The organism is Burkholderia sp. 4M9327F10 (assembly GCF_005503145.1).
GTDB lineage: Bacteria > Pseudomonadota > Gammaproteobacteria > Burkholderiales > Burkholderiaceae > Paraburkholderia.
Window position 1 is genome coordinate 76,280 of the sequence record NZ_SCNV01000003.1, and the last position, 23,755, is coordinate 100,034.

The window sequence follows — 23,755 nt, forward strand, 5'->3', positions numbered from 1 at the left end:
CCCGAGCCGGCGAGAGGCGCCGCTGAGCGTCCTCAGCCGGGTCGGGTTCTTAACGCGGTGCTGGGGGCCGTCGTGGTCGCAAGCGGTCTGCTGGCCGCTCCGGCGGCCGACGCACAAGAGTTCTCGCTATTCGGCGGCGGCTCGCGTGCGGGCAGCACCAATACTTATACGTGGGCCTTCAACTATCAGGAAGGCCTGGGCCAATACTTTGCCGGCAGCTTTACGTGGCTTAACGAAGGGCATATTCCCGATCATCATCGTGATGGTCAGCTGATTCAGCTATGGGGAAGAATTCCTGTCGGCAGTCCGAAGTTTGTTCTGCAGGCGGGCCTGGGCCCATACCGCTACTTCGACACCACTACCTCCGAGCAGGGCGGAAGCTATTCCGACACGCACGGCTGGGGTGTGGTCTACAGCGTGCGCGCCGCGTACTATGCATCCAGCCGCTGGGTGACCCAATTGCAGCTCAATCGCGTCCACGTGCAGCGCGGACCGGATGCGACCAGTGTGATGTTCGGCGTCGGATATCAACTGGACGCACCGGATACCCCAGGCCCACGTGACTGGGCGGCCAGCAGCACGACCAATGTGACCAACAACGAAGTAGCGGTGTATCTGGGCAAGACGATCGTCAACTCGACGAGCTCGCCCTCGGCGCTGGGCGGCGCCGTCGAATACCGGCGCGGCCTTGCTAAATATCTCGACGTGACGGTGGGCTATCTGCACGAGGGCAGCAGCAAGCTGGCGCGCCGCGACGGCATTACCAGCCAGCTATGGGCGACCCGTGCGTTCCTGAACGACAAGGTGACGCTCGGCGTGGGCGCCGGCGCCTATTACGCGATCAATGAGAATGAGAACAGCGAATCGCCGGGGCCGGGAGCAGGCAAATTCTCAGGCCTTGTGACGATCGCCGGGTCTTATCGTTTTACCCGTCATTGGGATGCGCGGCTTGAATGGAATCGCGTGGTGACCCGTTATGACCGCGATACCGATGTGATTTTTGCCGGTGTGGGTTATCGATTCTGAGTGGGACTTCCCGCAACCGTCGAAGGCGCATTGACGAAGGAGGCAGCCGATGAGCAGATCAGGTTCACGCGTCATTACGCTGTGTCTTGCTATAGGCTGCGCTTGCGCGGCCAGCGCTTATGCCGATGACGACGCATTGACCGAGCGGATTCAGTCGGACGCCCGCGCAGCCCACCTTGGACACGATCTGTGCGGCTACACCCCTGAGCAAGTCGCGCGTTACAAGGCGAATCTGAAACGATCGCTTGCCAATCCGGCCAACTTCGACGCGGACTGGGACTACGGATGGAAACAGGCGCAGTCTGTCCTGCTTCAATATCAATCATTGAAGGCAGGTGATCCACAGGACTACGAATCTCGTGTTCGCCTCGTTTGCGCGAGGTTGCGCAATGCGGGCAAGCGGCTGCAAACGCCTGCGGGGAAGAGCGGAGCACCGGGCGGGGGCCCCGTCAGCGAACCCGCAGCAAGCCCGTAGTAACCCGGTAACGGCCGCACCGCTTGCGCCGCTGGGCCGTCGTCGAGGGACGGGCGCGACCTTTGCTACTTGCGCCGGCGGTAAGCCGATGGCGTCAGCCCAAAGGCCTTCAGAAACGCCGTGGCAAAGTGACTGGGACTCGAGAAGCCGGTCAGGGTGGCGATCTCAGTGACGCTGGCTTCCGAGACCTTGAGCAGTTGCATCGCCTTGGCAAGCCGCATCTTCAGCACATACTGCCACGGTGTGGTCCCAAAGCTGACCCGAAAGCCCTTGATCAGGCTCGCAACCGACATATCGACGAGGCTGGCGAGCTCTTCGACAGTCAGCGGATCGTGCATGGCGCCGACAATCCGCGCGGTCAGTATCTGCGTCTCGCGCTCCGAGAAGCGCCGCGGACCTTCGGGATTCGCTTTTTGCGGACCACGAGCGCCGCGCAGATAAGTATCTTCGATATGAAACCGCAGCACCTGCAAGAGCGAATCGCTGGCCATCCTCGCGAGATCGTCATCCCGCATCGCGAGTTCGGAGAGCTTCGCCGCTGCGTGATAGAGGAACGCGTCGCGGTGTCCTACCCGCGCGGTCAAGTCGCCTATTCCCGTTACGCCTGCGGGCAAACTGAATTCGGCAAACCGCACTTCGTCGCCATGCGCGAGCGCGGCATATCGACAGCCGGCGGGGATGGCCCAGATATCGCCCACTCGCGGCAGCGCGTTGCTCGACGGCGCCGTCGAGAAAGTCGATTCCATACGGCGCAGTTGACCGGCCAGGTGGACCACCAGCGTATGGTGCGATTCTTCGAAGCACCAGTCGGTTGGCGATTCGATATTTTCGGTGCAGAGCGCCGCGCTCATGCCATCGGTGGAGAACTGCCGCCGCCTGATGACGACTCTTTCGGAGACGGGGCGGGTGCCGTCCCAGACATCGAACCTGTCCATAGCCTCGTTCCATTCCCACACTGAGACTTCAATGCTGCTTGCTTAAGGTTAGCATCGCCTTCGGCGCGGCTGGTAGCAACGTTAAATGGCCGTTTGACGTTGCGTCTGTGCAGGCGCCGCTTCATCCGGTAAAGCAGCGCCTCGGGCCTGAAAAATCCCTCCGCATCAGGCAGGAAAGTCGGTCGATGCCGAGAGCGTCTTCCAGCTTTCAGTTTCCTGTGCGACATAGGTATTCTTTTCGGCGATGGCCTTCAACGTGTCGGTGCCAAGCGGCAAGCGCAGCGGCGGGGTTGGCGCGTCGACCAGTTCGAGCATGGCGGCCGCAAGCCTGGCAGGGTCGCCGGGCTGGTTGTGATTCAGGGTGCCGGCGATGCGGCGCACGTTGCCCGAGGTCGAGTCGTAGTCGGCGATCACCTCGCCGGCAACGGCGAGCGATGACGCGTCGAGAAAGTCAGTCCGGAAGTAACCCGGCTCGACGACGGTTGCATGAATGCCGAGCGGCTTCAATTCAGCGTGCAACGCTTCCGTCAGGCCTTCGACAGCAAACTTGGTCGAACAATAGGCGCCGAATCCCGCAGCCGACCGATATCCGCCGATCGACGACATATTGATGACATGTCCCGAGCGCTGCGCGCGCATTGCCGGCAGCACTGCGCGCGTGACGGTCAGCAGGCCGAACACGTTGGTGTCGTACATGCGGCGCACGTCCGCATCGCTGGATTCCTCGATGGCGCCAAGCAGGCCAAAGCCCGCGTTATTGACCAGAACGTCGATACGGCCGAATTTTTCGAGCGCCGCCTGAACGGCGGCTTTTGCCTGCGCTTCGTCTGTGACGTCCAGCGCGACCGGCAGCAGTGCCGGCGAGTCGCCGAGGCGCTCGGCTATCGCCGCAACGTTGCGGCCGGCAGCAACGACTGCGTTGCCTTCGGCAAGCGCCGCCTGGGCGATCAGGGCTCCGAGGCCGCGCGATGCGCCGGTGATGAACCAGACACGCTTGAAGCTGTTGTTCGGATGCTGAGCCATGATGTTTCTCCTACGTATGGGGTGGGTGTGAGCAAATCATAGGAGCCTGGATTGGCATGAACTAGCCGTATATTGCTAGACTGATAATCAAGAAAAATTTGCTAATTGGGAGTGGCGGCCGTGAATGAAGTGCGCGCGATCACCATATTTGTCCGGGCTGCGACGCTCGGCAGCCTGCGCAAGGCAGCGGTGGACCAGGGGATTTCGCCGCAGGCCGCGAGCCATGCGGTGATGCAACTGGAAAAGGAACTGGGTGTGCGGCTGTTTCATCGGACCACCCGCAAGCTCAGCTTGACCGAGGAGGGGCAGGGGCTGCTGGACAGCGTGAAGCCTGCCTTGGCCGTGCTGTCGTCGGCACTCGACGATGCGCGCCGCTCGAAGGCGGAGATTGCGGGACCGCTACGGGTGAGTGCGCCGAGGGCGGTCGGTCGCACGGTGCTGAGTCCGTATTTTCTGGAGTTCGCCAGATTGCATCCGAACGTGCGGCTCGATGTGCAGTTCGACGACCACTTCACCGACCTCATCAGCGATCGCGCCGATGTGGGCTTTCGTGGCGGCTCGCCGCCCTCGGGCGGCACCATCGCGCGCCGGCTCCTGCCGATCCAGTTGATTGTCTGTGCAGCGCCCGCCTATATTGAGCGCCACGGCGCGCCGCAGACCATCGACGATCTCGACGGGCACCGCTGCACGGGCTATCGGCGCGCCAACACGGGCAAGCAGGCTCCCTGGGAATTTCTGATCGGAGATGAGATCGTCTATCGCGACATTGCCACGAGCCTATGCGTCAACGACACGGAGGCCGAGACCGAGGCCGTGCTCGCCGGACTCGGCGTGGGCCAGCTCGGCAGCTTCTCGGCCACTGCGCTCATCAGAAACGGCCAGCTTGTTCCCTTACTGGTGCAGCACGTGACGCAGCGCGAAGCGGTTTATGTCTACTACCGGCACCGGACCGAGCAACCGCTGCGGGTGAGGACGTTTATCGACTTTATGGTCGAGCGGGTCGCCGGGAACAGGAACTTCTATTTCGAGCCGGAGGAGCTTCGTGCCGCCCGTTGAGCCGGATGCGCGTATGCCCCTCGTTGCGGCGGCGCGCTCAGTGTGCCGATGCGGAATCGACGAACGCGGAGAGATCGTGATTGAAGCGATCCGGTTCTTCGATAAACGGGGCATGGCCTGAGTTCGCGTACAGCTTGCTTTGTATGTGCGGATTCAGTTCCTTCGCGCGAGCAATCGCGGGTTGGGCTTTCACCAGCGCGTCGCCTGCGCCATAGATCAGCAAGATGGGCGCGTGAGTCTTGCTCAAGCCCTCGGACGCGGCGACGCTCATCGACTGAACTGCGCTTTGCATGTCCCACGACGCCATTGCCGCGTTCGCGAGCAGACGCTCGAAGGTGGGCTTGTCCGGCTGCGCGTGGAAACACAGGCCGAGAAATGTGCGCTCGCCATCGAGGTGTGTTTTCAGATCAGGCGAAATCATGTCGCGATACACCGCCGGGTGAGCCACGATCTGATCCGCCTTCAGTTCGATCACGCCGTCCACATAGAGCGCACCGGCAATCTGGCCATCGCCATACGCCGCCAGGTAGTTCGATATGACGGCGCCGCCCAGCGACCAGCCCACGAGCACAGGGCGGCGCGCATGTGACGACTGGATAACGGTTGCCAGATCGTCGGCCCAATGTTGCCCGTCGCGGTACGCGGCGGCGTCCGTTGGCTTGCCGGACAGGCCGTGGCCGCGAAGGTCGTAGGTAATGAGGCGGTAGCGCTGAAGCTCGGGGCTTTTCAATTGAGGGTCCCAGTCCAGATGGCTGCCGAGCAGTCCATGAATGAAAACGACCGCGGGTCCATCCGGGTTTCCCGATTCCTGCACGGCCAGCGTGACGCCGTCCGGCGTGGTGACGTTATAGCTTTGGGTCTCTGCGACGGCGGCTGACGACGCTAAAAGCATGGCGCCCGTTGCGACGAGGGCGTAGAGCGCGTGACGAAAGGTGCTGCGGGACATGAGCAAGGTTCCAGGAGGGTTGAGACACCCCAGTGTCAACCCTCACACTGATGTGAGGGTCAAGCGAAAAGTGCTATGCTTTTTCCATGACCCAGTCCATCGAGCAAAACCTGCTGACCCTGCTTACCATTGGCGAGCTCGCGCGCGAGACCGGCGCCAGCGTGCGTTCGATCCGTCACTACGATGAACACGGTTTGCTCACGTCCGTGCGCACCAGCAATGGTTACCGGGCATTCCCGATTGCGGCTGTCACGCAGGTCAGGCAGATTCAGCGCATGATCGCGACAGGTTTCAGCCTGGCGGATATCCGTTCCTTTCCGGACTGCATGCGCATGATAGAAGGTGCGAATGCCTGCACCGAAACAACCGATGCGCAACGCAAACGCCTCGCTTCCATCGAGCGGCAGATTGCGGACCTCGAACGCCGTCGCGCACGTCTCTTGAAGACGCTGGCCGAAGGAACGGTTCCGCCTTTGGACTAGCATTGAACGCGGCGGATCGAAGCAGGCGAATTCGATCCGCGCGTCTCTATATCTCAAGCTTTTCCCATCTTTGCCGCTGGACGTTGCAGCCGCGGGTCACGCATGACCCTGGTTATACCCCTCCAGGCTGAGCAGCAGACCCTTCAGGGCGTCTTTGAAACTATGGCCGGCCTTCATCAGGTCTGCCAGGCTTTTCACGCACTCGGCCCGTTTGGCGCCCGGCGGGTGGTCGCCGGACCAGCCTGCAGTGAAAATCCCGGTAGCAACACCGTTGTTGACGACGTCGCCAATGTCATCCCAGCTCACACCGGCTTGCCTCAGAAGATAAGCGGCGCCCAGGTCCGCGATAATTTCCGTGCGCGGTCCGTCCAGGGGATTGTTGTCGTCATATCCCAGATCCGCCGCCAGCTTGCCGCTGAAGGCATGGCCCAATTCGTGGGCGAGGGCGAATTTGATGGAATTGTCGTCGAGCTTGAGCAAACGGTCATTCACATCGATCAGCACGTTGCCGTGGTCGTCGGTGCCAAGCGTAGAGTCGGGAAAGGCGTTGCCGAGTTCGCCATTATCTATCCTGACGCTCCCGATTACCGGACAGCCGCCAAGTGCCGTAAATGCGCCGCCGTTGTAAAAATCCCGTTTGATGATGGCAACCAGGTTGCCGGCAATGACAGAAGCTTGCGTTATATCCATGATCTATATCTTCCTGCTTGGTTGGATCGTCGAAATGGGAAACCTTCTCCCTCTTGTCTAAAGCGCCTTCCGGGTGCGAGACATCCGGGAGGAACGGGTACCCGCGGCACGCGGGCGGGTGCCGGCAGCATCCACGCAGACGAAGAAATGCCGCGCGTGAAGGCGAAGATCACGTTCGCACGTCCGTCGTTGTTCGCTGCCGTGGAGACAAGCGTAGGCGTGGGCGCTACGCGAAACCATGTGCTGATCGGCACAGCCGCCGTCACAGGACGGAGTTCCCCGGCTGAGCTGCGCTTCATGAGCCGGGTCCATAGCTAAAACTTGTTGTTGAACGGGCGATGCCCCACCTCCAATCCACTACACGCGGCCTATACTTTCAAAGCTATTTCGTTTGCGATGAGGAGGCGCAAGCGTGCCCTATGTGCTCCGCGCGGCATCCCGTGGGGTGATTTACGCGGGACTGTGGTTGCTTTTGTATGAGGAGATCGGCGCGACGCGCCAATACATCGACCGGCCCGGCCGTTTGAAGCGCGGCGATCACCTGACGACGTCCATCTGCTAACAACGAATTTGCGTTGACCCTAGCTGTGCATCTCGCCATAACGGCGCTTTTTCCGAACATTGCCTGCACGGGTTCATCGATTGCGACGAGTGTTGTCGTCCCCCTGGAAGAAGGCGAAGCCTTCAGGATTTGCACATTCCCCTAACGATTGCCTCAAGTGTCGTCCGAGTCCCAGGAGGTGTTTCATGACCAGCTTATCCAGCAATGCAATCGAAGAACTGAGAGCTTCGACCAGAGGGCAAGTGCTGCTGCCTGCCGATCCCGGTTTCGACGAAGCGCGTTCCATATGGAATGCGATGATCGACCGTCGCCCGGCAGTGATCGTGCGCTGCGCGGGCGTTGCCGATGTCCGCCGCGCGGTGGCCTTCGCGCGCGATAACGACCTGCTGCTGGCTGTGCGCGGCGGCGCGCATAACATCGCGGGGAGCGCCGTCTGTGACGACGGGCTGATGATCGACCTGTCGCCGATGAAATCGGTCCGGGTCGATCCGGTTGCGCGCCGCGCCTATGTCGAACCAGGCGCCACGCTGGCCGATTTCGACCATGAAGCACAGGCTTTCGGGCTCGCGACACCGCTCGGCATCAATTCGACGACCGGCGTAGCGGGGCTGACGCTCGGCGGGGGCTTCGGTTGGCTCAGCCGCAAATACGGAATGACGGTCGACAATCTCGTCTCGGCAGATGTTGTCACGGCGAACGGTGAACTGGTTCATGCCGCTGCTGATGCGCACGAGGACCTGTTCTGGGCGATTCGCGGCGGCGGTGGCAATTTCGGCGTCGTCACGATGTTTGAATTCAGTTTGCACCCGGTGGGGCCGGAGGTGTTCGGCGGGCTCGTGGTATTGCCGCTGGAACAGGCAAAAGAGGCGCTCAGGAAATATCGCGCCGCAGTCGACGCCATGCCGGACGAGCTCTCCGTATGGGCTGTGCTGCGCTTCGCGCCGCCGCTGCCGTTTCTGCCGCAGGAGGTTCACGGAAAGCCGATCATCGCTTTCGCGAGCTGCTACACCGGCGCAGTTGCCGACGGACCGGGCGCAGTCGACGTGGTGCGCGGTTTCGGTACCCCGTACGGCGAACATCTGGGCCCAATGCCGTATGCGATGTGGCAACGCGCGTTCGATCCGCTGCTGACGCCCGGCGCGCGCAATTACTGGAAATCGCACAATCTTGCGGAGCTGCCGGATGGGCTGCTGGACGTGCTGATTGACGCCATTGGCAAGTTGCCCTCGCCGCAATGCGAAATCTTCTTCGGTCAGGTTGGCGGGCAAATGGCTCGTGTTCCGGTCGAGGCCACTGCCTATCCGAGCCGCGGCGCGAAGTATGTCATGAATGTGCACGGACGCTGGAGCGACGCGAGCGAAGACGAGCGCTGCATCGGCTGGGCGCGCGCGTTCTTCGAGGCGGTTACGCCTTTTGCACTGGGCAGCGTGTACGTCAACTTCCTGACGGAGGACGAGAGCGAGCGCATCAGTGCGGCCTATGGCCCGAACTATGATCGTCTTGTCGCTGTGAAGACCCGGTATGATCCGCACAACCTGTTCCGTCACAACCAGAACATCAAGCCTTCTGCGGTGTAACAAGCATCCGCTGCGCACCCGTCGTCGAGATATTCAATCGGCAGTTCGGGTGCGCATGCGGCCCGTGAGGCAGAACGGACGGCAACGAGTGAGGCAATTGCTACCCGGGATAGGACAAGATCGCAGATAGCGCCCGAGTCTGGAGGTTGTGTAATGTCACCCACACGCGAATACTGGTTTCCGGCAAAACGCTATGGTTGGGGCTGGGGATTTCCTGTGAGCTGGCAGGGATGGATGGCGCTCATCGTATACTTTCTGCTGCTTGGTGTAGTCGTGGTACTTTTTCAACCCGCTCGCCATCCGTTCGCTTTCGGCCTGCTCGTGACGGTGCTGAGTCTCGCCCTTGTGGCCGTGTGCTGGCTCAAGGGCGAGCCGCCTCGCTGGCGATGGGGTAAAGACTAACGGAACGCGGACCCATACACATTGCGCATTGCACACTGCACATATGACCTTGCCAACCCCGACGCTGCACACGGCTCGCCTGCTATTGCGCCCCTTCGCGCAAGCCGATACGGATACCATCTTCGCCCTGCACAGCAGCCCCCGCGTGTTGCGCTACTGGGACTCGCCGCCCTGGAAGCAGCGCGCGCAAGCAGAGCGCTTTATCGCGGTTTGCGGCCAGATTGAGCAGGAAGGCAGCGGTGCGCGGCTGGCCATCGAGCGCGCCGCCGATGGTGCGTTCATCGGCTGGTGCTGTCTGGTCAAATGGGACCCGGTCTATCGCAGCGCGAAGATGGGCTACTGCCTCGATGACACGGCATGGGGCCAAGGCTTTGCCACCGAAGCCGCAGGCGCCTTGCTGCAATGGGCCTTCAACACGCTGGACCTGAACCGTGTGCAGTCCGAGACCGACACACGCAACACGGCGTCGAGCCGCGTGCTCGAGAAACTCCGGTTTGTACGCGAAGGCACGCTGCGAGAAGACTGCATTGTGGATGGAGAGGTATCGGACTCTTGGGTGTATGGGCTTCTCAGGCGGGAATGGACGCAGTGATCTGGCTGAGCGCTTTTTCGCCCAACGTGGGCTCGAATAACCGGCCCCTGGTGAATACGTACCGCCGGCCTGGGCCGGGGCGACCGCTCAAGGTTTTACGTTTTGCAGGGCAACACTGGCATAGCCGCTATTGATACGCATCAGCAGTTCCTGAAACAACCTGAGTTCGTCGCGCGATATGCCTGCGAGTGCCTTGCGGTGCTGTATATCACACGTCTTCATTGCCGCCTCGATTGTTTCCTTACCCTTTGGCGTGAGCGTGGCCAGCAAACGCCGCCGGTCTTCCTGATCGCCAACTGAGCGAACCAGTCCGTCCTGTTCCAGCGAGAACATCATCGCAGAGACGCTCGCGCGTTTGACCTGCAGTGCCGCGATGATCTCCTGATGGGGCACGAGGCGTTCGCCCGCTCCCCACAGCAACGCGAGTGCCTGAAATCTTGCGGGCGACCCCGCCCATTCTTCAAGCCACTCGTTCATCACATTGGTCATCTGCTGCGTGGCGGCTTTCAACGTGAACACGGTTTGCAACCGCTGGACGGACGCTTCCTGAAACCGGCGAAGCCATGCGTCGCGCAACTCGGGGGGCGGGAAAACCATTTCTTCCGAGGAATCGGTCTTGTCCATAGTCTCTTCCTTTCATGCTAACTATCTGTTTCTAGACGATATGGTACCAGACAAAACTTACGACACGATATGCTTATACCATACAGTCTAATAACATATTGTCTAGTTCTTGACTTGTATGTCAACGAACAATAATATCCGCTCCGAGTAGGGATGCAGGGCTTGCGGTGGGCGCGAGCCGGTCCTTCGAAACAGGAGCTTTCCCCATGAGTGACGTAGAGACGCAGGAAGACGTTCAGGCGCAAACCAGGCGCGCGCCGCGTCCCCGCAAGCACAAGATTCTGGTCGCGGCGATTGCCGGTGCCGCTCTGGCCGCCGCTGGTATCGCGTACTCCCTGACGAGTGGCAAGGACGTGTCCACTGACGATGCCTACACGGACGGACGGGCGATCACGGTCGCTCCTCACGTCGCCGGTTATGTCGAGACGCTCGACGTGACCGACAACCAGTTCGTGCATGCAGGACAACTCCTCGTCAGGGTGCAATGCACCGACTACATGGCGGCGCGCGCACATGCGCAAGGCAGTCTGGAATCGACGGAAGGGCAGCTTGCCTCGGCGCAATCACAACTGCAGATCGCGAGGATTACGTATCCCGCCAAGCTGGCGGAAGCGCAGGCAACGCTCGCTACGCAGCGCGCCAACCTCTTCAAGACGCAGTCGGAGTTCGATCGTCAGCACGAAATCCCGGCCGAGGCCACGACCTCACATAACGTCGACTATGCGACCGCTGACCGCAACGCCGCGGAATCGCAAGTGCAGGAAGCTCAGGCACAGCAGCGCCAGGCCGAGCCGGTCGACCTGCATATTGCCGACGCCGCGGCCCGGGTCCAGCAGCTCCAGGGTGATGTGAAGACCGGGCAGGCCGACCTCGATCAGGCGAACCTCAACGTCGGCTGGTGCGACATCCGCGCCCCGCAGGACGGCTGGGTCACCAAACGGCAGGTGGAGAAAGGGGACTACGTTCAGGTGGGGCAGCAACTGTTCTCCATTGTCAGTCCCGAAGTCTGGGTCACGGCGAACTTCAAGGAGAACGAACTCACGCATATGCGCGCGGGGCAGAGTGTGTCGATCGCCGTCGATGCCTATCCGGATCTGAAGCTCAAAGGACATGTGGATAGCATCCAGCTCGGTTCGGGCGGCAGGTTCACTGCATTCCCGGCCGAGAACGCCACCGGCAACTTCGTCAAGATCGTGCAGCGGGTGCCGGTGAAGATCGTAATCGACTCGGGCATGAATCCGAACCGGCCGCTGCCTCTCAATCTATCGGTCGAGCCGTCGGTGGAGTTGCGATGAACGCGGCTATCCAGACCCAGACCCCGACGTGGAAGCCGCGCGCCAATCCCTGGCTGATTGCGGTGGTGGTGACGCTCGCGGCTTTTATGGAAATCCTCGATACGACCATCGTCAACGTCGCCTTGCCGCATATCGCGGGGAGTCTTTCGATCAGTTCCGACGACGCCACCTGGGCGCTTACCTCGTACCTGGTGGCCAACGGCATCGTGCTGACCATCTCGGGATGGCTCGGAAGCGTGTTCGGCAGAAAGCGCTATTTCCTCATCTGCATCGCGATGTTCACGGTCTGCTCGCTACTGTGCGGCGTCGCGCACAGCCTGCCGCAACTGATCGTGTTCCGGTTGCTGCAGGGCTTTTTCGGGGGAGGCTTGCAACCGAACCAGCAGGCGATCTTGCTCGACTCGTTCGAGCCCGAAAAGCGCGCCGCGGCCTTTGCGATCACCGCGATTGCAACCATCGTGGCGCCCGTGCTTGGCCCGGTGCTCGGCGGCTATATTACCGATCACGCCTCCTGGCGCTAGATCTTCTTCATCAACATCCCGGTAGGCGCATTCGCCTGCTTTGCCGTGGCCGCGCTCGTGGAGGATCCACCGTGGGCGGTCCGCAAGAAGCAATCGGTCGATTACGTCGGGTTGTCTTTGATCACAATCGGCCTGGGGTGCCTGCAGGTCATGATGGATCGTGGCGAAGACGAGGGATGGTTTGGGTCGTCGCTCATCGTTCACCTGGCCATCCTTGCGGCTTTCGGACTCGTATGCGCCGTCATCTGGCTGTGGCGCGCAAAGAAACCGGTTGTCGATCTGCGCGTGTTCAAGGATCGCAATTTCGCGGTCAGCTCGATCCTGATCGTCGGCATGAGCGTCATTTTGTATGGCACGTCGGTTCTGATGCCACAGTTCGCCCAGCAGACGATCGGATACACGGCGACATGGGCCGGACTTGTGCTCGCGCCCGGTGGCGTGGTGATTATCCTGCTCATTCCGCCGGTCGGCCGCCTGCTGAAAGTCGTGCAACTGCGTTATGTGATCGCAGCGGGTTTCGGCGTCATGATGCTCGCGCTTTGCTATAGCTACACGCTGACGCCTTCCATTGATTTCCGCACGCTGGCGATCATGCGTTGCCTGCAGAGCGCTGCATTAGGATTCCTGTTCGTCCCGATCAGCATCATGTCCTACTACAGCATGCCAAAGGAATTGAGCGCCGACGCCGCGGCCCTGTTCGTGATGCTGCGCAACGTGTTCGGCTCGATTGGCATCTCGGCCTGCACCGCGCTCGTCACGGAACGCACGCAAGCTCGCCAGGCGCATCTGTCGACGTGGCTCACGCCGTTCAACAAGCCCTTCAATGAACTCGTTGCCCAGAACGAGGCCGCGCTGCGCTCGCTGGGTTGGGCTGCCAGCACTTTGCATGACCAGGCGGTTTCGCTTGTGTTCAATACGCTCAAGCTTCAGTCCGCCGTATTGGCGTACACCGACGTGTTCATCTATGGCGCTGTCCTGGCTGCCGCAATGATCCCGCTGGCAATGCTGCTGTCGCCCGTCAAGGATAGCGGCAACCAGTCCGCGCCGATGCATTGATTGCATGTTCCATTTTCGAGAATCGACATCATGAATATCCGTAAATTTCAAATTGCCGCAGCAGTCACGCTGCTCGCCGGATGTACCGTCGGCCCGAACTTCGTGCAGCCTGATGCGTCGGTGCCGAAGACCTGGTGCACGTCGGCATGCGATGCAGCCCGTTCGGAACCGAGTCACGTGAGCGCGCAACCGGTGAATCCGGCATGGTGGACTACGTTCAACGATCCTGAACTGGCGAAGCTCGAGGATGCTGTCGCCAACTCCAACCTTGATCTCAAGGTCGCTTCGCTGCGCCTTGCAGAAAGTCGCGCGACACGCACGGTCACGGCGGCAGGCCAGTATCCTTCCGTCGAAGCCAATGCCGACGCCAAGCGCGAGCAGGCGAGTGCCAATGGCCTGCTGAGCGCATTGGCTCCCGGTCAGAGCAACGGCATCCCTCCCATCAACGTCTACCAGGCGGGCTTTGACGCGTCTTGGGAACTGGACCTCTGGGGCCAGGTGCGCCGCCAGGTCGAAGCGGCCGATGCATCGGTGGAGATGCAGGCCGACGAGCGCCGCGGCCTGTTGTTGTCCACGATGGCCGAAGTGGCGCGTGACTATATTCAGTTGCGCGGCATTCAATCCGACTATGCCATTACACTCGAAAATCTGAACACGGCCAAGGACATCGAACGGGTCACGCGCGAGCAGAAAGCGCACGGGCTCGCGACCGGCCTGGACGTTGCGCAGGCGGCGTCCCAGGTGTCGAGCGAGGCTGCGCTGCTGCCACAATTGCAGCAACAGGAGGATGAGACCATCAATCGTCTGAGTTTCCTGCTAGGCGAGGTACCCGGTGCGTTGGGCACCGAACTAAAGACCAGCCAGCCGGTGCCGCCGACGCCACCGGTCGTGCCGATTGGCATTCCATCCGAACTGGCGCGACGGCGGCCGGACATTCGCGAGGCTGAGGCAAGCCTGCACCAGGCAACGGCGGAGATCGGTGTGGCAAAGGCAGCCTTCTACCCGACCATCACGCTTTCCGGCAGTGCGAACGTGCAGGCATTGGAATTCAGTCAACTGGGTGACTGGGCGTCCCATCAGTTTTCGATTGGTCCGTCCATCAGTTGGCCGATCTTCGAAGGAGGACGCTTGAAGGGTACGCTTAACCTGCGGACGTTGCAGCAGCAGGAAGCCGCTGTCAAATACCAGAGCGTGGTGCTTTCGGCCTGGCACGAGATCGACAATTCTCTGACGCAGTATTCGTCGCAACAGCTACGGCGTGATGAACTGCAAGCGGCCGTGAGTGAAGATCAAAACGCACTCCGACTGGCCCGGGCACAATACACTAGCGGCACCGGATCATACCTGCAGGTGCTCGATGCGCAGCGGACGTTGCTTTCGGGGCAAAGGGACTTGAACGACAACGTCACCGGCATTTCCACGACGCTCGTCTCCCTTTACAAGGCACTGGGCGGTGGTTGGGAGTCCACCTATCCGGCTTCGCCAAACCAGCGCGACGCCGCCTGAGCGGCTTCCTCATGGTTGGAAGCAGCATCGCCAGCCCAGGCGACGAAGCCATCCGGGCGCACCAGCACTGCGCTTAATCCGAGCCGGTCTTTGGCGTCACTTGCGACATACGTGATCCGGCCACTCCAGCGCCGTGCGAGCGCTTCAAGCGAGGGACGAGCGTCAAAGTCGAGAATCAAGCCTTTGCCGTTGCCGATGAGCTCACCGAGCTTCGTCCCGTCGAGCAGCTCGAAGTCGGGAGCGCTGCGGCCCACCAACGGGTGGCCGCTACCAGAATCGTAGTGCAGCGAAACACCCCACAGGCGTTCGGCGAAGTATGTCGCGCCGTCGCGCGTGTCGATGAGATCACGGATGATGGCTTCGAGTGCGCGGGAATGCGGGCTCGGCCGCATGAGGGCAACCTGGGCGCGCGACCAGTCAAGAATCTGTGCTCCCACCGGATGCCGTTCGCTCCGGTAACTGTCGAGCAGACCGGCCGGCGCGTCGCCACGGATGGTGGCAGCGAGCTTCCATCCAAGGTTCATCGCATCGCCAAGCCCGAGGTTGAGCCCCTGGCCACCCAAAGGAGAATGGATGTGCGCGGCGTCGCCCGCGAGCAGCACGCGTTCTTTGCGGTATGCCGTCGCCTGGTAGGCGCGATCCGTCCAGGTGGTGGCCAGCAGCAGGGCCGTCAAGGTGACGTCGGTGCCGGAGATGCGGCGCAACACTGCCTGCACGTGCTCAAGTGTGATCGGCTGGGTACGGTGGAAAGCGCCCTTGTCGAACTCGACCATGGCAATGGTGCCGGGCTGCGACTGAAAATACATGCCCGTCGGCGTGTAGTTGCGCCCCTGGGCGAGCTTGTCGGGATCCGCCATCGTGACCTGAACGGAATAGCCCGTGAGTTCGGGTTCGGTGCCCACGAACTCAAAGCCGCTTACCTTGCGCACGGTGCTGCGGCCGCCGTCGCAACCCACGAGCCAGCGTCCGCGAAAAGTCTCGCCACCGGCGCGAATCGCCACTTCGTCCTGCGACTGCTCGAAATCTTCAACGCCGAGGCCGCGCCTGATCTGCACTCCCATTGCACTGGCGCGTGCACCCAGGGCGGACTCGATCTGCTCCATATCAGCTGCCATGCTGGTGCCCCCGGGGCCCGGCAGGCGATATGGCCACTTCGAGACATCAACGTTGTCATAGTCGAAAGGGATGCCGGCGAAATGGCCGCCCTGACGGTGCGGCTGTTGCGTTCCTTGCCCCGCCGTCGAAGCGCTGCTGCCGGCCGTGTCATGTTTCGTACGTTGGGGAGCCGCAATGTCGTTCAGCAACCCGCGACGGTAAAAGGCTTCGATGGTGGGTACCGAAAGACCGCGCCTGCCGAACGGAGGCCGCTTCAAGGGTGAGTCCGGGTCCTCGGCCTGTTCCAGCACCAGCACGGAGAGGTCTGCGAGGCGCAGCTCACAGGCGAGAAACAGGCCGACGGGGCCGGCACCGGCAATCACGACGTCATAGATCAAGGCGAAAGTCCCTTAAACGCGTTGACCGCTTCCATTCAATGCCAAAAGAGGCGGCGGTTTCGCTGAGGATCATACACTCGTGGGTCCGTACCCGAATGAGGTTCGCTTTGAGCGGCTTGTCTGTCCCTCCCGGAACGCTCCGCTGCCGCTTCGTCATTCATTTGCTACACTGGTTCAGCAAGCGGATCTGTTTGTCGCCGCAATTGCAGGCGCACACGCTGGTCCTTCGTCGCAAGGCATGAAGTCATGCGGAGGTGTCACCATGATTGAGTCTTCCGATTTCCCGAGCAAAAGGATAGTGCTTGGTCATGGAGGCGGACGTATGCCCGCGCTCGGATTTGGCACGCTGATTCCCGATGCGGCTACGACTCGCCGTGCTACCACCGACGCGCTGAAAGCCGGTTATCGGCACATCGATTGTGCCGAGCGATACCGGAATGAACGCGAGGTGGGCGAGGCGTTGCGCATCGAGCTTGCTGCCGGCGAGATCGAGCGCGAAGACATCTTCGTGACCACAAAATTGTGGAATTCCAACCATCGGCCCGAGCGTGTCGAACCGGCTTTCGAGGCAAGTCTTGAAAGGCTCGGGCTCGATTATCTGGATCTCTATCTGATACACACTCCGTTTGCATTTCAACCGGGAGACGAGCAGGACCCACGCGATGAAAACGGTGACGTCATCTATGACAAAGGTGTGACTCTGGCAGACACGTGGAGGGCGATGGAAGCGCTCGTTGACCGTGGGCGCTGCCGCGCCATCGGACTGTCTGACATCGGCCTGAACGAATTGCGACCCCTCTATGAATCGGCACGAATCAAGCCAGCGGTAGTGCAGGTGGAAGCCCATCCCTATCTTCCGGAAACTGAACTACTTGAATTTTGCAAGGACAACGAAATAGTATTTTTGGCCTTCGCGCCATTGGGTCACGGAATCAGGCCGGGGCCGCTCGAAGACCCGGTCGTCTCGCAGATTGCCGGGCGCATTGGCAAGACACCGGCACAGGTGCTGCTAGCCTGGGCGATCCAGCGCGGCGGAGCTTTGCTTACCACCCCAAAAACGGCTGACCGTGCGCGCGAGAATTTCGATATCTCGGCGCTTCCCGCAGACGCATTCGACGAGATTAACCGGATCGAGACAAGGCAGAGGTTCAACGAAGTCGTCAAGACGGGCAGCCCCGGGTTTATTCCGCGACGTACCCAATAGCTGGATCCGAACGTTATCCGGAGGCACGCCATGCAGGACGAAAAAATACATGAAGCTTTGAATGCACACTGGCAGGCGTCGGCGGCTGGCAATCTCGACGCGGAACACGACATTTACGATGACGATGCCATCTGTGACTATCCCCAGTCAGGTGAGCGCATCCTGGGGCGCGCCAATTTGCAGGCGTTGCGGGGTCATCATCCAGGCAAGCCGTCAGGTTTCGATGTCAGGCGAATTCAAGGGGAGGGCAGTCTTTGGGTCACGGAATATGCCATCACCTATCAGGGGCGAGCGGCTTACACAGTAAGCATCATGGAGTTTCGCAACGGCAAGGTGGTTCACGAGACCCAGTATTTTTCGGATCCCTTCGAAGCACCGGGTTGGCGGAGTCAATGGGTTCAGAAGATCTCATGACGTGACGTTGCAGCGGGATGGGCTTAATTGCTCGATGACTGCACTGTTCAAACCCAAAACAAATTTCAGGCTCCACCGTGGCGGAGCTCGCGTAAAGCGGCGTGGTATTATCGCCGGACCTCTGAAAGCCATCTAATCCCAGCACGAAAATGTACGCAGCAGCTTGGCCTCCACTGACGATCCTCTGAACTAGACCGCACTTGCCGCCGCGCAGTTGGCGGGAGTACGGCTATCCGCGCCCATTTCGACAAACTCGGGATGGGCTGTGATGCCTAGCCCATTTGCACAGATATATGTACCGGGTGGGCCGGCTGTTCTTCGTCATGGATGACAACATGCGTATGTTCAATACGGTGGCGGCGCTCGCCATTCCGTTTATCCCTCATGCACTGGTCCGAAAAATCTCGCGACGCTATATTGCCGGTGAGTCACTGGACCGCGCGATCGAGCGAGTCCAGCAGCTTAACGCCTTAGGGTTCAGCGCCACGCTCGATGTATTGGGCGAAACCGTCTCATCGCTAGATGAGGCGGAAATCATGGCCAGCGAGTACATCAAGGTACTCGATGCGATCCGCGTGCATCGCCTGAACGCGGAAATATCGATCAAGCCGTCCGCCCTTGGGTTACTCGTTGACGAGGCGGCGTGCGAGCGTCTGGTTAAACGCATTCTGAACGCAGCGTCGCTCGATGAAAACTTCGCTTGCATCGATATGGAAGATGTCAGTTGTACGCAGAAGGAAATCGACCTCTTCGCCAGATTGGAGTCAAACCATGACAACGTCGGTTTGGCTTTGCAAGCCTATCTGAAACGCACCTACGAGGACATTGGGCAGCTTCCGCATGTGAGGAGCACGGTGCGTATCTGCAAGGGAATCTACATGGAGAATCCAGTGCACCTTGTTGGCCTTGCGCGCGAGGACCGGGCGGCGATCAACCCGCATTTTATCAACCACGTGTCACGCTGTTTCAAAGCGGGGGCATTCGTCGGCATCGCGACGCACGACACGGCGCTAGTGAATGAAATAGTCTCACTCGTGGATCGCGAAGAAGTGGACCGTAGGAAATTTGAATTCCAGATGCTGCTTGGCGTGTGCGAGCCGCTGCGTGACAGGTTGCTCGGCATGGGATTCAACGTTCGTATCTATGTCCCCTACGGCAAGGACTGGTACGGCTACAGTACGCGGCGAATCAAGGAGAATCCGAGTATTGCGGGCCATGTGATAAAAGCGATGTTTGACCGCTGATACTGACCGCGCGTGTGTTGACGCCGGCTTGCACGCTACTTCAATGCAAGTCGGCTTTCACTAGGCAGCTAAACAGCAATCCTCGAGCCGCGCAACCGGATGCCTAGCCGCACCAGCGCAATCACTGCGTTCGAGAGGAGCCGCAAGTCGAGCGGCATGCGGCGGCGGCGGATATCCAGCAAGAGCACGATGCGCACCTCGTCGCTTGCATTGCGCACTTCATGCTCGAACGTGTCGTCCCACAGCATGAACTCGCCGTCGTGCAGTCGATGCGCGCGACCGTCGACGCTAAGCGTTGCAGCCGGCATGCCTTCGGCATCGAGCGGCATTGACAGGACCAGATAGCCGCGCAGGATGCCGCGAAACGGGCCTCGATGCGGCGGGATGTATTTGCCCGGGGCAAGAAACGAGAACGAGGCCGAGAGCACGTCAGGCGATTGGGCGACGAGTGCGGCGAGCGCCGGACAGCGCGCGAGGTTGCTCGGGAAGCGCACGCCATAGGCTTGCATGATGTACATGCGCCAGTCACGTCCGTCGTTGGCGGAGATATCGGCCTGCTCGCGCATGACTTCATGAAAGCGCGGGATGCGGGCAAGGCCTGCCGCGACCTCGAGCGCCTCGGCGCGAATTGTCCGCCAGTTTGACTGGAAGCGTTCGGCGTCGGGGAAATGGCGTGCAGCGTCCAGCACCGCCGTATCATGCAGGCGCCGGTCGTAGACGCGGCGCATCAGTCTCGCGCCGCTGTCGTAGAGCCGGTCCATTGCTCTTGTCGCGGCGGCGGTCAGGGTCTTGGTAGCTGAGCAGTCTTCGATATACATTGGCGATTTATGATCTTTTCCCGCTGCGCATGGCTACGCGCAAAAACGGCGCACCTGCGAAGGCGGCCCAAGGCAAGAAGATAGATAAAGCGCCTCCGCGACGGGCGACGCACACGCCTAGTGTAGATCGATACGTCGCGTATGAGGTTTCACGCGTACTCACATGTGTTACGCATTTTGACTCGAAGCTTACTGCCTTGCTTACGGATCACTTCTCTACGGATTCACCTTTGGCATGCTGCGGCTGGCGCGCAGATGGGCGGCGCCGGCCTGGCTCAACATCACTTCGGCCACGCCCTCGGGCGAATGAGTGCGTGTCAGATAGCCTTGCGCGTTGGCTTCTTCCCAGACCGGAAGGCGCGGACAGGAGGTGCGCCAGGCTTCGATTACTTCACTGTAAGGCCGGGCCTCCGGCCCAATCCATTCCAGCAGGTCCAGGATCAGCGGCTCGATGAGACTGTGCGTGTCCGTCTCGGTGTGAGCGCAATGGTCGGGTATTGCGCGCGCCAGCACCTCCGGGTTGACAACGTGGATAGGCTTGCCGGCAGCATAGGACACGATCTGATCGAAAATGTCGGAGAACTGGATTTCATATTCGTCCTCTGTGACATAGCCGATATGCGGCGTGCAAACTACGTTGGGCATAAGCAGCAGTGGATGCTGCGGATCCCGCAACGGTTCTTCGTCATAGACGTCTAGCGCCGCCATGCCGGGCCGCCCGGCATGCAGTGCCTGCTCAAGCGCGCCCGGCGCAATCAGTCCGGCGCGACTGGTGTTGACCAGCAGGGCGCTGGGTTTCATTCTTTCCAGATCTTCCGCGGTGACGATGCCACGCGTTTCCTTCACCAGACGCATATGCAGCGAGAGCACGTCGCAAGTCTCGAAGAAGCGGCGCTTATCGGGTGCGACCTCCCAGCCGTCTTCGCGTGCCCGCTGCAGTGAGGCCTCTCTGGCCCAGACCAGCACCTTCATGCCAAAGGCAGCGCCGTAGCGCGCCACCTCCGCGCCGATGCGGCCATACCCGTAGATGCCCAGCGTGCGCCCGCGCAGGCTGCGGCCCACGCCGATCTGCCAGCGGCCGGTCTGCAGCGCCTGCATTTGCTGCGGAATCTGGCGCATGGCTGCGATGACCAGGCCCCAGGTCAGTTCGGCTGCAGCATAGGAAGGGCTGCCGGCATGCTGGTTCGAAGAAACGATCACGCCGTGTTCAGTGCAGGCCTCAATGTCGATATGCGGAAAGACGCTGCGCTGGCTGATCAGCCGCAGTTTCGGCAGCCGGGCGATGAGTGGCGCGCGGATCTGGGTACGCTCCCGGATCAATACCAGCACCTCGGTATCGCGCAGGCGTTCGGCTAGCGCATCCACCTCCTGCACGTGATCGTTCCATACGGTGACTGTGTGACCTTCCAGCTTGCCGAAGCAGGGCAGGCCGCGCAGCGTGTCGAAGTAATCGTCCAGAATGGTGATGTTCATGGTGGGGCCGTCTCCTTGCTATGCTCATATCTTGAGCGCCGCACGGTCAGCAGTAAAATGAAATTATTTCAGCAATTGGTGCATTTTTCTTATGAAAATCGACACCCTCGGTGTGCAGGCATTTATCGCCATTGCTGATCGTGGCAGCTTTCAAAGCGCCGCCAATGCCTTGCACGTGACCCAAACAGCAATCACGCAGCGTTTGCGCAAGCTGGAAGATTTTCTCGGCGTAACGCTGATCGAGCGCACCACACGGTCGATCGCACTCACACCAACCGGCCGCGACTTCCTCCCGCAGGCACGGCGGCTGCTCGGCGAACTGGCCGATGCCCTGGTCGAGATTCGTGAGACCGGTATTGCCCGGCGCGGCGACGTTTCGATTGCATGCGTGCCGACCGTGGGCGTACAGTACCTGCCGCGCATCATGCAGGCGTACTCTGCGCGTTACCCGCACAATCGCATCAAGATTCTCGATCACGCCTCGTCTGCCGTCGTGGAGGCGGTGCTGCGACGTGAGGCGGAATTTGGCATCAACATCGCCGGGGAGCATCACCCTGAACTGTTCAGCGTGCCGTTGACCAAGGACCGGTTCGTATTGATCTGCCATGAGGATCATCCCCTGGCACACCGGCAACGTATTGCCTGGAAGCAGTTGCAGCCGTATCCGCTGATCTTTGCCGGCGAGGTGAGCGGCAACCGCGCCTTGCTCGATCTCGCGCTCGAGACGAGCGGCCTCGCGTTGCGCTCATTCTACGAGGTGCAGCGCAGTTCGACCGCCGTGGGGCTGGTTGCGCAAGGCGTGGGTGCTGCGGTGGTGCCGCGACTGGCGATCCAGAAGGGCGCCTATCCCACGGTGCGCACCATCGAGCTCACGCATCCGGCGGTCTCGCGAACCCTTGTTCTCGTTGCACGAAAGACCGCCCACCTGTCGCCGGCGGCACAAGCGCTTTACGACATGATCCGTGAGCAGGCCACGCTCCCCCTTGGTTGAGGCCACGCCCCTTGATTATCAGTCGGACTGCTAACATCATGGAAATCGGGTAGGTATAGAAAAACCAGCAGCGCTGGCGCTAGCGTTGCGTTCTCCATCCCATCCACCGCTTATAACGGCGCGTCTGACACGCGGCCGTGATCTGCTGCAACACCAGCGCCCTGAGCGGCGAGACGCCCGGGTTGGACGCGCGCCCCTTGCTGAGCCGCCCCAACTGAAACTTGACGACCGCCATATTGGCGAGCGAACCGAGCGCCTTGTTTTTCCATCCTATCGGCCGCAGCGTCGGTGCGTTGTCCTTGCCGTCCTGCCAGTCGCGCGGCAGACTCGGATTGATGGATAACGCCGTTGCGATACCAACCATCGCGATGCCGCTTTCGACCACTTCTTCGGCCACCGAGCGGCGCCGAATGCCGCCCGTTACCATCAAGGGCATATGCGCAACATCCAGAATGTCGCGTGCGAATTCAAGGAAATACGCTTCACGCGCAAGCGTGCGGCCGTCGCGGGCCTGTCCTTGCATGGCCGGCACCTCGTAGCTTCCACCGGACAGTTCCACGAGATCGACACCGAGCCCATTGAGCATCTCGACCACACGCTTCGCATCCTCGGAGCTGAATCCGCCGCGTTGGAAATCCGCCGAGTTCAGCTTTACCGCGACCACGAACCCGGGCGCGACGGCGCCGCGCACCGAGCGGACGATTTCGACAAGCAGGCGTGCGCGGTTTTCGATGGAGCCGCCCCACTGGTCGCGCCGCTTGTTGGTTAGCGGTGAAAGGAACTGGCTCAGCAGATAGCCGTGCGCCGCGTGAACCTGTACGCCATTGAAGCCGCTTTGCTCCGCGAGCTGTGCGCTACGCGTAAAGCGCTGCTGCACGTCGGCGATGTCCTCTTCGGTCATTTCTCTTGGCACGGGAAATTGTCTGGACAAAGCCCCCAGCTCCAGCGCCACAGCAGATGGCGCAAGCGTGGCCTGGCCAAGCGCCGCCTGCATCTGACGGCCGGGGTGATTGATCTGCATCCAGATATGGGCGCCATGCGCACGCGCGATCTGCGCCCAGCGACGAAAGCGGTCGAGGTGCGAGTCATCCTCGATGACCACGCCGTTCGGCCCGGTCATCGCACGGCTGTCCACCATGACATTGCCGGTCAGGATCAGGCCAGCGCCGCCCTGAGCCCAGGCATCGTAAAGGCGCAGAAGCGCATCGGACGGCGCATGATCTGCATCCGCCATATTTTCTTCCATCGCGGCCTTGGCCAGACGGTTCGAAATCGTGGCGCCATTGGGCAGGCTAAGGGGCGTGAACAGCTTCATCGTGCGTATCCATGGTTGACGGCAGACTAACCTTA

21 protein-coding genes and 2 pseudogenes are annotated in these 23,755 nt (G+C 60.9%); 14 read left to right on the plus strand and 9 right to left on the minus strand.

Going from position 1 to position 23,755, the window contains the following annotated elements:
• The first annotated feature begins 60 nt into the window (after window positions 1–60).
• Together FFS45_RS04550 and FFS45_RS04555 are read left to right on the plus strand one after the other, a co-directional pair.
• Window positions 61–1,026, plus strand: a complete 966-nt coding sequence (locus FFS45_RS04550) for a porin family protein (RefSeq protein WP_137953743.1) — start codon at window positions 61–63, stop codon at window positions 1,024–1,026.
• Between the two features lie 49 nt (window positions 1,027–1,075).
• Complete coding sequence (locus tag FFS45_RS04555) at window positions 1,076–1,501, plus strand: hypothetical protein (RefSeq protein WP_137953527.1); 426 nt, start codon at window positions 1,076–1,078, stop codon at window positions 1,499–1,501.
• 65 nt (window positions 1,502–1,566) lie between these two features.
• Here the strand turns inward: FFS45_RS04555 and FFS45_RS04560 are convergent, their stop codons facing one another.
• Both FFS45_RS04560 and FFS45_RS04565 read right to left on the minus strand, forming a co-directional pair.
• Window positions 1,567–2,436, minus strand: a complete 870-nt coding sequence (locus tag FFS45_RS04560; RefSeq protein ID WP_137953528.1) for an AraC family transcriptional regulator — start codon at window positions 2,434–2,436, stop codon at window positions 1,567–1,569.
• Window positions 2,437–2,601: 165 nt separating this feature from the next.
• The gene (locus FFS45_RS04565) at window positions 2,602–3,459 is read right to left on the minus strand and encodes an oxidoreductase (protein ID WP_137953529.1); all 858 of its coding nucleotides are present in this window, start codon (window positions 3,457–3,459) and stop codon (window positions 2,602–2,604) included.
• A gap of 120 nt (window positions 3,460–3,579) precedes the next feature.
• Between FFS45_RS04565 and FFS45_RS04570 the strand changes: the two genes are divergently transcribed.
• The gene (locus FFS45_RS04570) at window positions 3,580–4,515 is read left to right on the plus strand and encodes a LysR family transcriptional regulator (protein ID WP_137953530.1); all 936 of its coding nucleotides are present in this window, start codon (window positions 3,580–3,582) and stop codon (window positions 4,513–4,515) included.
• 37 nt (window positions 4,516–4,552) lie between these two features.
• Here the strand turns inward: FFS45_RS04570 and FFS45_RS04575 are convergent, their stop codons facing one another.
• Complete coding sequence (locus FFS45_RS04575; protein ID WP_137953531.1) at window positions 4,553–5,461, minus strand: alpha/beta hydrolase; 909 nt, start codon at window positions 5,459–5,461, stop codon at window positions 4,553–4,555.
• Window positions 5,462–5,547: 86 nt separating this feature from the next.
• Here FFS45_RS04575 and FFS45_RS04580 point away from each other — a divergent pair, with 86 nt between their 5' ends.
• Window positions 5,548–5,943 (plus strand): MerR family transcriptional regulator, encoded by a 396-nt coding sequence (locus FFS45_RS04580; RefSeq protein WP_137953532.1) that lies wholly within the window; start codon window positions 5,548–5,550, stop codon window positions 5,941–5,943.
• A gap of 96 nt (window positions 5,944–6,039) precedes the next feature.
• Here the strand turns inward: FFS45_RS04580 and FFS45_RS04585 are convergent, their stop codons facing one another.
• On the minus strand, window positions 6,040–6,633 hold the full coding sequence (locus FFS45_RS04585) for a hypothetical protein (protein WP_137953533.1): 594 nt from the start codon (window positions 6,631–6,633) through the stop codon (window positions 6,040–6,042).
• Window positions 6,634–7,380: 747 nt separating this feature from the next.
• Between FFS45_RS04585 and FFS45_RS04590 the strand changes: the two genes are divergently transcribed.
• The 3 genes from FFS45_RS04590 (at window position 7,381) to FFS45_RS04600 (ending at window position 9,766) form a co-directional block, all read left to right on the plus strand.
• A complete protein-coding gene (locus FFS45_RS04590; protein ID WP_137953534.1) occupies window positions 7,381–8,772 on the plus strand; it encodes an FAD-binding oxidoreductase in 1,392 nt (463 codons plus the stop codon).
• A 153-nt stretch (window positions 8,773–8,925) separates the two neighbouring features.
• Window positions 8,926–9,174: a hypothetical protein gene (locus FFS45_RS04595; protein ID WP_137953535.1), complete on the plus strand. Its 249-nt coding sequence runs from the start codon at window positions 8,926–8,928 to the stop codon at window positions 9,172–9,174.
• Window positions 9,175–9,217: 43 nt separating this feature from the next.
• Window positions 9,218–9,766, plus strand: coding sequence for a GNAT family protein (locus FFS45_RS04600; RefSeq protein WP_137953536.1), 549 nt, complete (start codon window positions 9,218–9,220; stop codon window positions 9,764–9,766).
• Window positions 9,767–9,853: 87 nt separating this feature from the next.
• Here FFS45_RS04600 and FFS45_RS04605 read toward each other — a convergent pair whose 3' ends face one another.
• Entirely contained in the window at window positions 9,854–10,390 is a 537-nt protein-coding gene (locus tag FFS45_RS04605; protein WP_137953537.1) for a MarR family winged helix-turn-helix transcriptional regulator, read from the minus strand.
• A gap of 206 nt (window positions 10,391–10,596) precedes the next feature.
• On the opposite strand from FFS45_RS04605, the gene FFS45_RS04610 reads away from it, so the two are divergent.
• From FFS45_RS04610 to FFS45_RS04620, 3 genes and pseudogenes are all read left to right on the plus strand, one after another.
• Window positions 10,597–11,685, plus strand: coding sequence for an HlyD family secretion protein (locus FFS45_RS04610; protein ID WP_137953538.1), 1,089 nt, complete (start codon window positions 10,597–10,599; stop codon window positions 11,683–11,685).
• Window positions 11,682–13,262 (plus strand): annotated as a pseudogene (locus FFS45_RS04615) (DHA2 family efflux MFS transporter permease subunit). Before FFS45_RS04610 ends, FFS45_RS04615 begins: the two are co-directional and overlap by 4 nt.
• Window positions 13,263–13,292: 30 nt before the next feature.
• The gene (locus FFS45_RS04620; RefSeq protein WP_137953539.1) at window positions 13,293–14,768 is read left to right on the plus strand and encodes an efflux transporter outer membrane subunit; all 1,476 of its coding nucleotides are present in this window, start codon (window positions 13,293–13,295) and stop codon (window positions 14,766–14,768) included.
• Here the strand turns inward: FFS45_RS04620 and FFS45_RS04625 are convergent.
• Window positions 14,732–16,261, minus strand: coding sequence for an FAD-dependent monooxygenase (locus FFS45_RS04625; protein ID WP_137953540.1), 1,530 nt, complete (start codon window positions 16,259–16,261; stop codon window positions 14,732–14,734). The two genes, FFS45_RS04620 and FFS45_RS04625, sit on opposite strands and share 37 nt — an antisense overlap.
• Before the next feature lie 262 nt (window positions 16,262–16,523).
• On the opposite strand from FFS45_RS04625, the gene FFS45_RS04630 reads away from it, so the two are divergent.
• From FFS45_RS04630 to FFS45_RS04640, 3 genes are all read left to right on the plus strand, one after another.
• On the plus strand, window positions 16,524–17,465 hold the full coding sequence (locus tag FFS45_RS04630; protein ID WP_137953541.1) for an aldo/keto reductase: 942 nt from the start codon (window positions 16,524–16,526) through the stop codon (window positions 17,463–17,465).
• 30 nt (window positions 17,466–17,495) lie between these two features.
• Window positions 17,496–17,879, plus strand: a complete 384-nt coding sequence (locus FFS45_RS04635) for a nuclear transport factor 2 family protein (RefSeq protein ID WP_137953542.1) — start codon at window positions 17,496–17,498, stop codon at window positions 17,877–17,879.
• A gap of 335 nt (window positions 17,880–18,214) precedes the next feature.
• Window positions 18,215–19,123 carry a proline dehydrogenase family protein gene (locus FFS45_RS04640; RefSeq protein ID WP_137953744.1) on the plus strand — a complete coding sequence of 303 codons (909 nt, stop codon included), beginning with the start codon at window positions 18,215–18,217 and terminating at the stop codon, window positions 19,121–19,123.
• A 68-nt stretch (window positions 19,124–19,191) separates the two neighbouring features.
• On the opposite strand, the gene FFS45_RS04645 is transcribed toward FFS45_RS04640, so the two are convergent.
• Window positions 19,192–19,884 (minus strand): aspartyl/asparaginyl beta-hydroxylase domain-containing protein, encoded by a 693-nt coding sequence (locus FFS45_RS04645; RefSeq protein WP_137953745.1) that lies wholly within the window; start codon window positions 19,882–19,884, stop codon window positions 19,192–19,194.
• A 564-nt stretch (window positions 19,885–20,448) separates the two neighbouring features.
• A pseudogene (locus FFS45_RS04650) lies at window positions 20,449–21,414 on the minus strand (D-2-hydroxyacid dehydrogenase family protein); the annotation flags it as partial.
• Between the two features lie 91 nt (window positions 21,415–21,505).
• Here FFS45_RS04650 and FFS45_RS04655 point away from each other — a divergent pair.
• A complete protein-coding gene (locus FFS45_RS04655; protein ID WP_137953544.1) occupies window positions 21,506–22,405 on the plus strand; it encodes a LysR family transcriptional regulator in 900 nt (299 codons plus the stop codon).
• Window positions 22,406–22,484: 79 nt separating this feature from the next.
• Here the strand turns inward: FFS45_RS04655 and FFS45_RS04660 are convergent, their stop codons facing one another.
• Window positions 22,485–23,720, minus strand: coding sequence for an NADH:flavin oxidoreductase/NADH oxidase family protein (locus tag FFS45_RS04660; protein ID WP_137953545.1), 1,236 nt, complete (start codon window positions 23,718–23,720; stop codon window positions 22,485–22,487).
• Window positions 23,721–23,755 lie beyond the last annotated feature (35 nt).

What these genes read in the sequence shown, in the direction of transcription:
- FFS45_RS04630 (WP_137953541.1), top strand. Translation starts at nt 16,524, where the DNA reads ATGATTGAGTCTTCCGATTTCCCGAGCAAAAGGATAGTGCTTGGTCAT.
- FFS45_RS04595 (WP_137953535.1), top strand. Translation starts at nt 8,926, where the DNA reads ATGTCACCCACACGCGAATACTGGTTTCCGGCAAAACGCTATGGTTGG.
- FFS45_RS04575 (WP_137953531.1), bottom strand. Translation starts at nt 5,461, where the DNA reads ATGTCCCGCAGCACCTTTCGTCACGCGCTCTACGCCCTCGTCGCAACG.
- FFS45_RS04610 (WP_137953538.1), top strand. Translation starts at nt 10,597, where the DNA reads ATGAGTGACGTAGAGACGCAGGAAGACGTTCAGGCGCAAACCAGGCGC.
- FFS45_RS04635 (WP_137953542.1), top strand. Translation starts at nt 17,496, where the DNA reads ATGCAGGACGAAAAAATACATGAAGCTTTGAATGCACACTGGCAGGCG.
- FFS45_RS04605 (WP_137953537.1), bottom strand. Translation starts at nt 10,390, where the DNA reads ATGGACAAGACCGATTCCTCGGAAGAAATGGTTTTCCCGCCCCCCGAG.
- FFS45_RS04560 (WP_137953528.1), bottom strand. Translation starts at nt 2,436, where the DNA reads ATGGACAGGTTCGATGTCTGGGACGGCACCCGCCCCGTCTCCGAAAGA.
- FFS45_RS04590 (WP_137953534.1), top strand. Translation starts at nt 7,381, where the DNA reads ATGACCAGCTTATCCAGCAATGCAATCGAAGAACTGAGAGCTTCGACC.
- FFS45_RS04660 (WP_137953545.1), bottom strand. Translation starts at nt 23,720, where the DNA reads ATGAAGCTGTTCACGCCCCTTAGCCTGCCCAATGGCGCCACGATTTCG.
- FFS45_RS04620 (WP_137953539.1), top strand. Translation starts at nt 13,293, where the DNA reads ATGAATATCCGTAAATTTCAAATTGCCGCAGCAGTCACGCTGCTCGCC.
- FFS45_RS04580 (WP_137953532.1), top strand. Translation starts at nt 5,548, where the DNA reads ATGACCCAGTCCATCGAGCAAAACCTGCTGACCCTGCTTACCATTGGC.
- FFS45_RS04555 (WP_137953527.1), top strand. Translation starts at nt 1,076, where the DNA reads ATGAGCAGATCAGGTTCACGCGTCATTACGCTGTGTCTTGCTATAGGC.
- FFS45_RS04585 (WP_137953533.1), bottom strand. Translation starts at nt 6,633, where the DNA reads ATGGATATAACGCAAGCTTCTGTCATTGCCGGCAACCTGGTTGCCATC.
- FFS45_RS04645 (WP_137953745.1), bottom strand. Translation starts at nt 19,884, where the DNA reads ATGGACCGGCTCTACGACAGCGGCGCGAGACTGATGCGCCGCGTCTAC.
- FFS45_RS04640 (WP_137953744.1), top strand. Translation starts at nt 18,215, where the DNA reads ATGCGTATGTTCAATACGGTGGCGGCGCTCGCCATTCCGTTTATCCCT.
- FFS45_RS04600 (WP_137953536.1), top strand. Translation starts at nt 9,218, where the DNA reads ATGACCTTGCCAACCCCGACGCTGCACACGGCTCGCCTGCTATTGCGC.
- FFS45_RS04655 (WP_137953544.1), top strand. Translation starts at nt 21,506, where the DNA reads ATGAAAATCGACACCCTCGGTGTGCAGGCATTTATCGCCATTGCTGAT.
- FFS45_RS04565 (WP_137953529.1), bottom strand. Translation starts at nt 3,459, where the DNA reads ATGGCTCAGCATCCGAACAACAGCTTCAAGCGTGTCTGGTTCATCACC.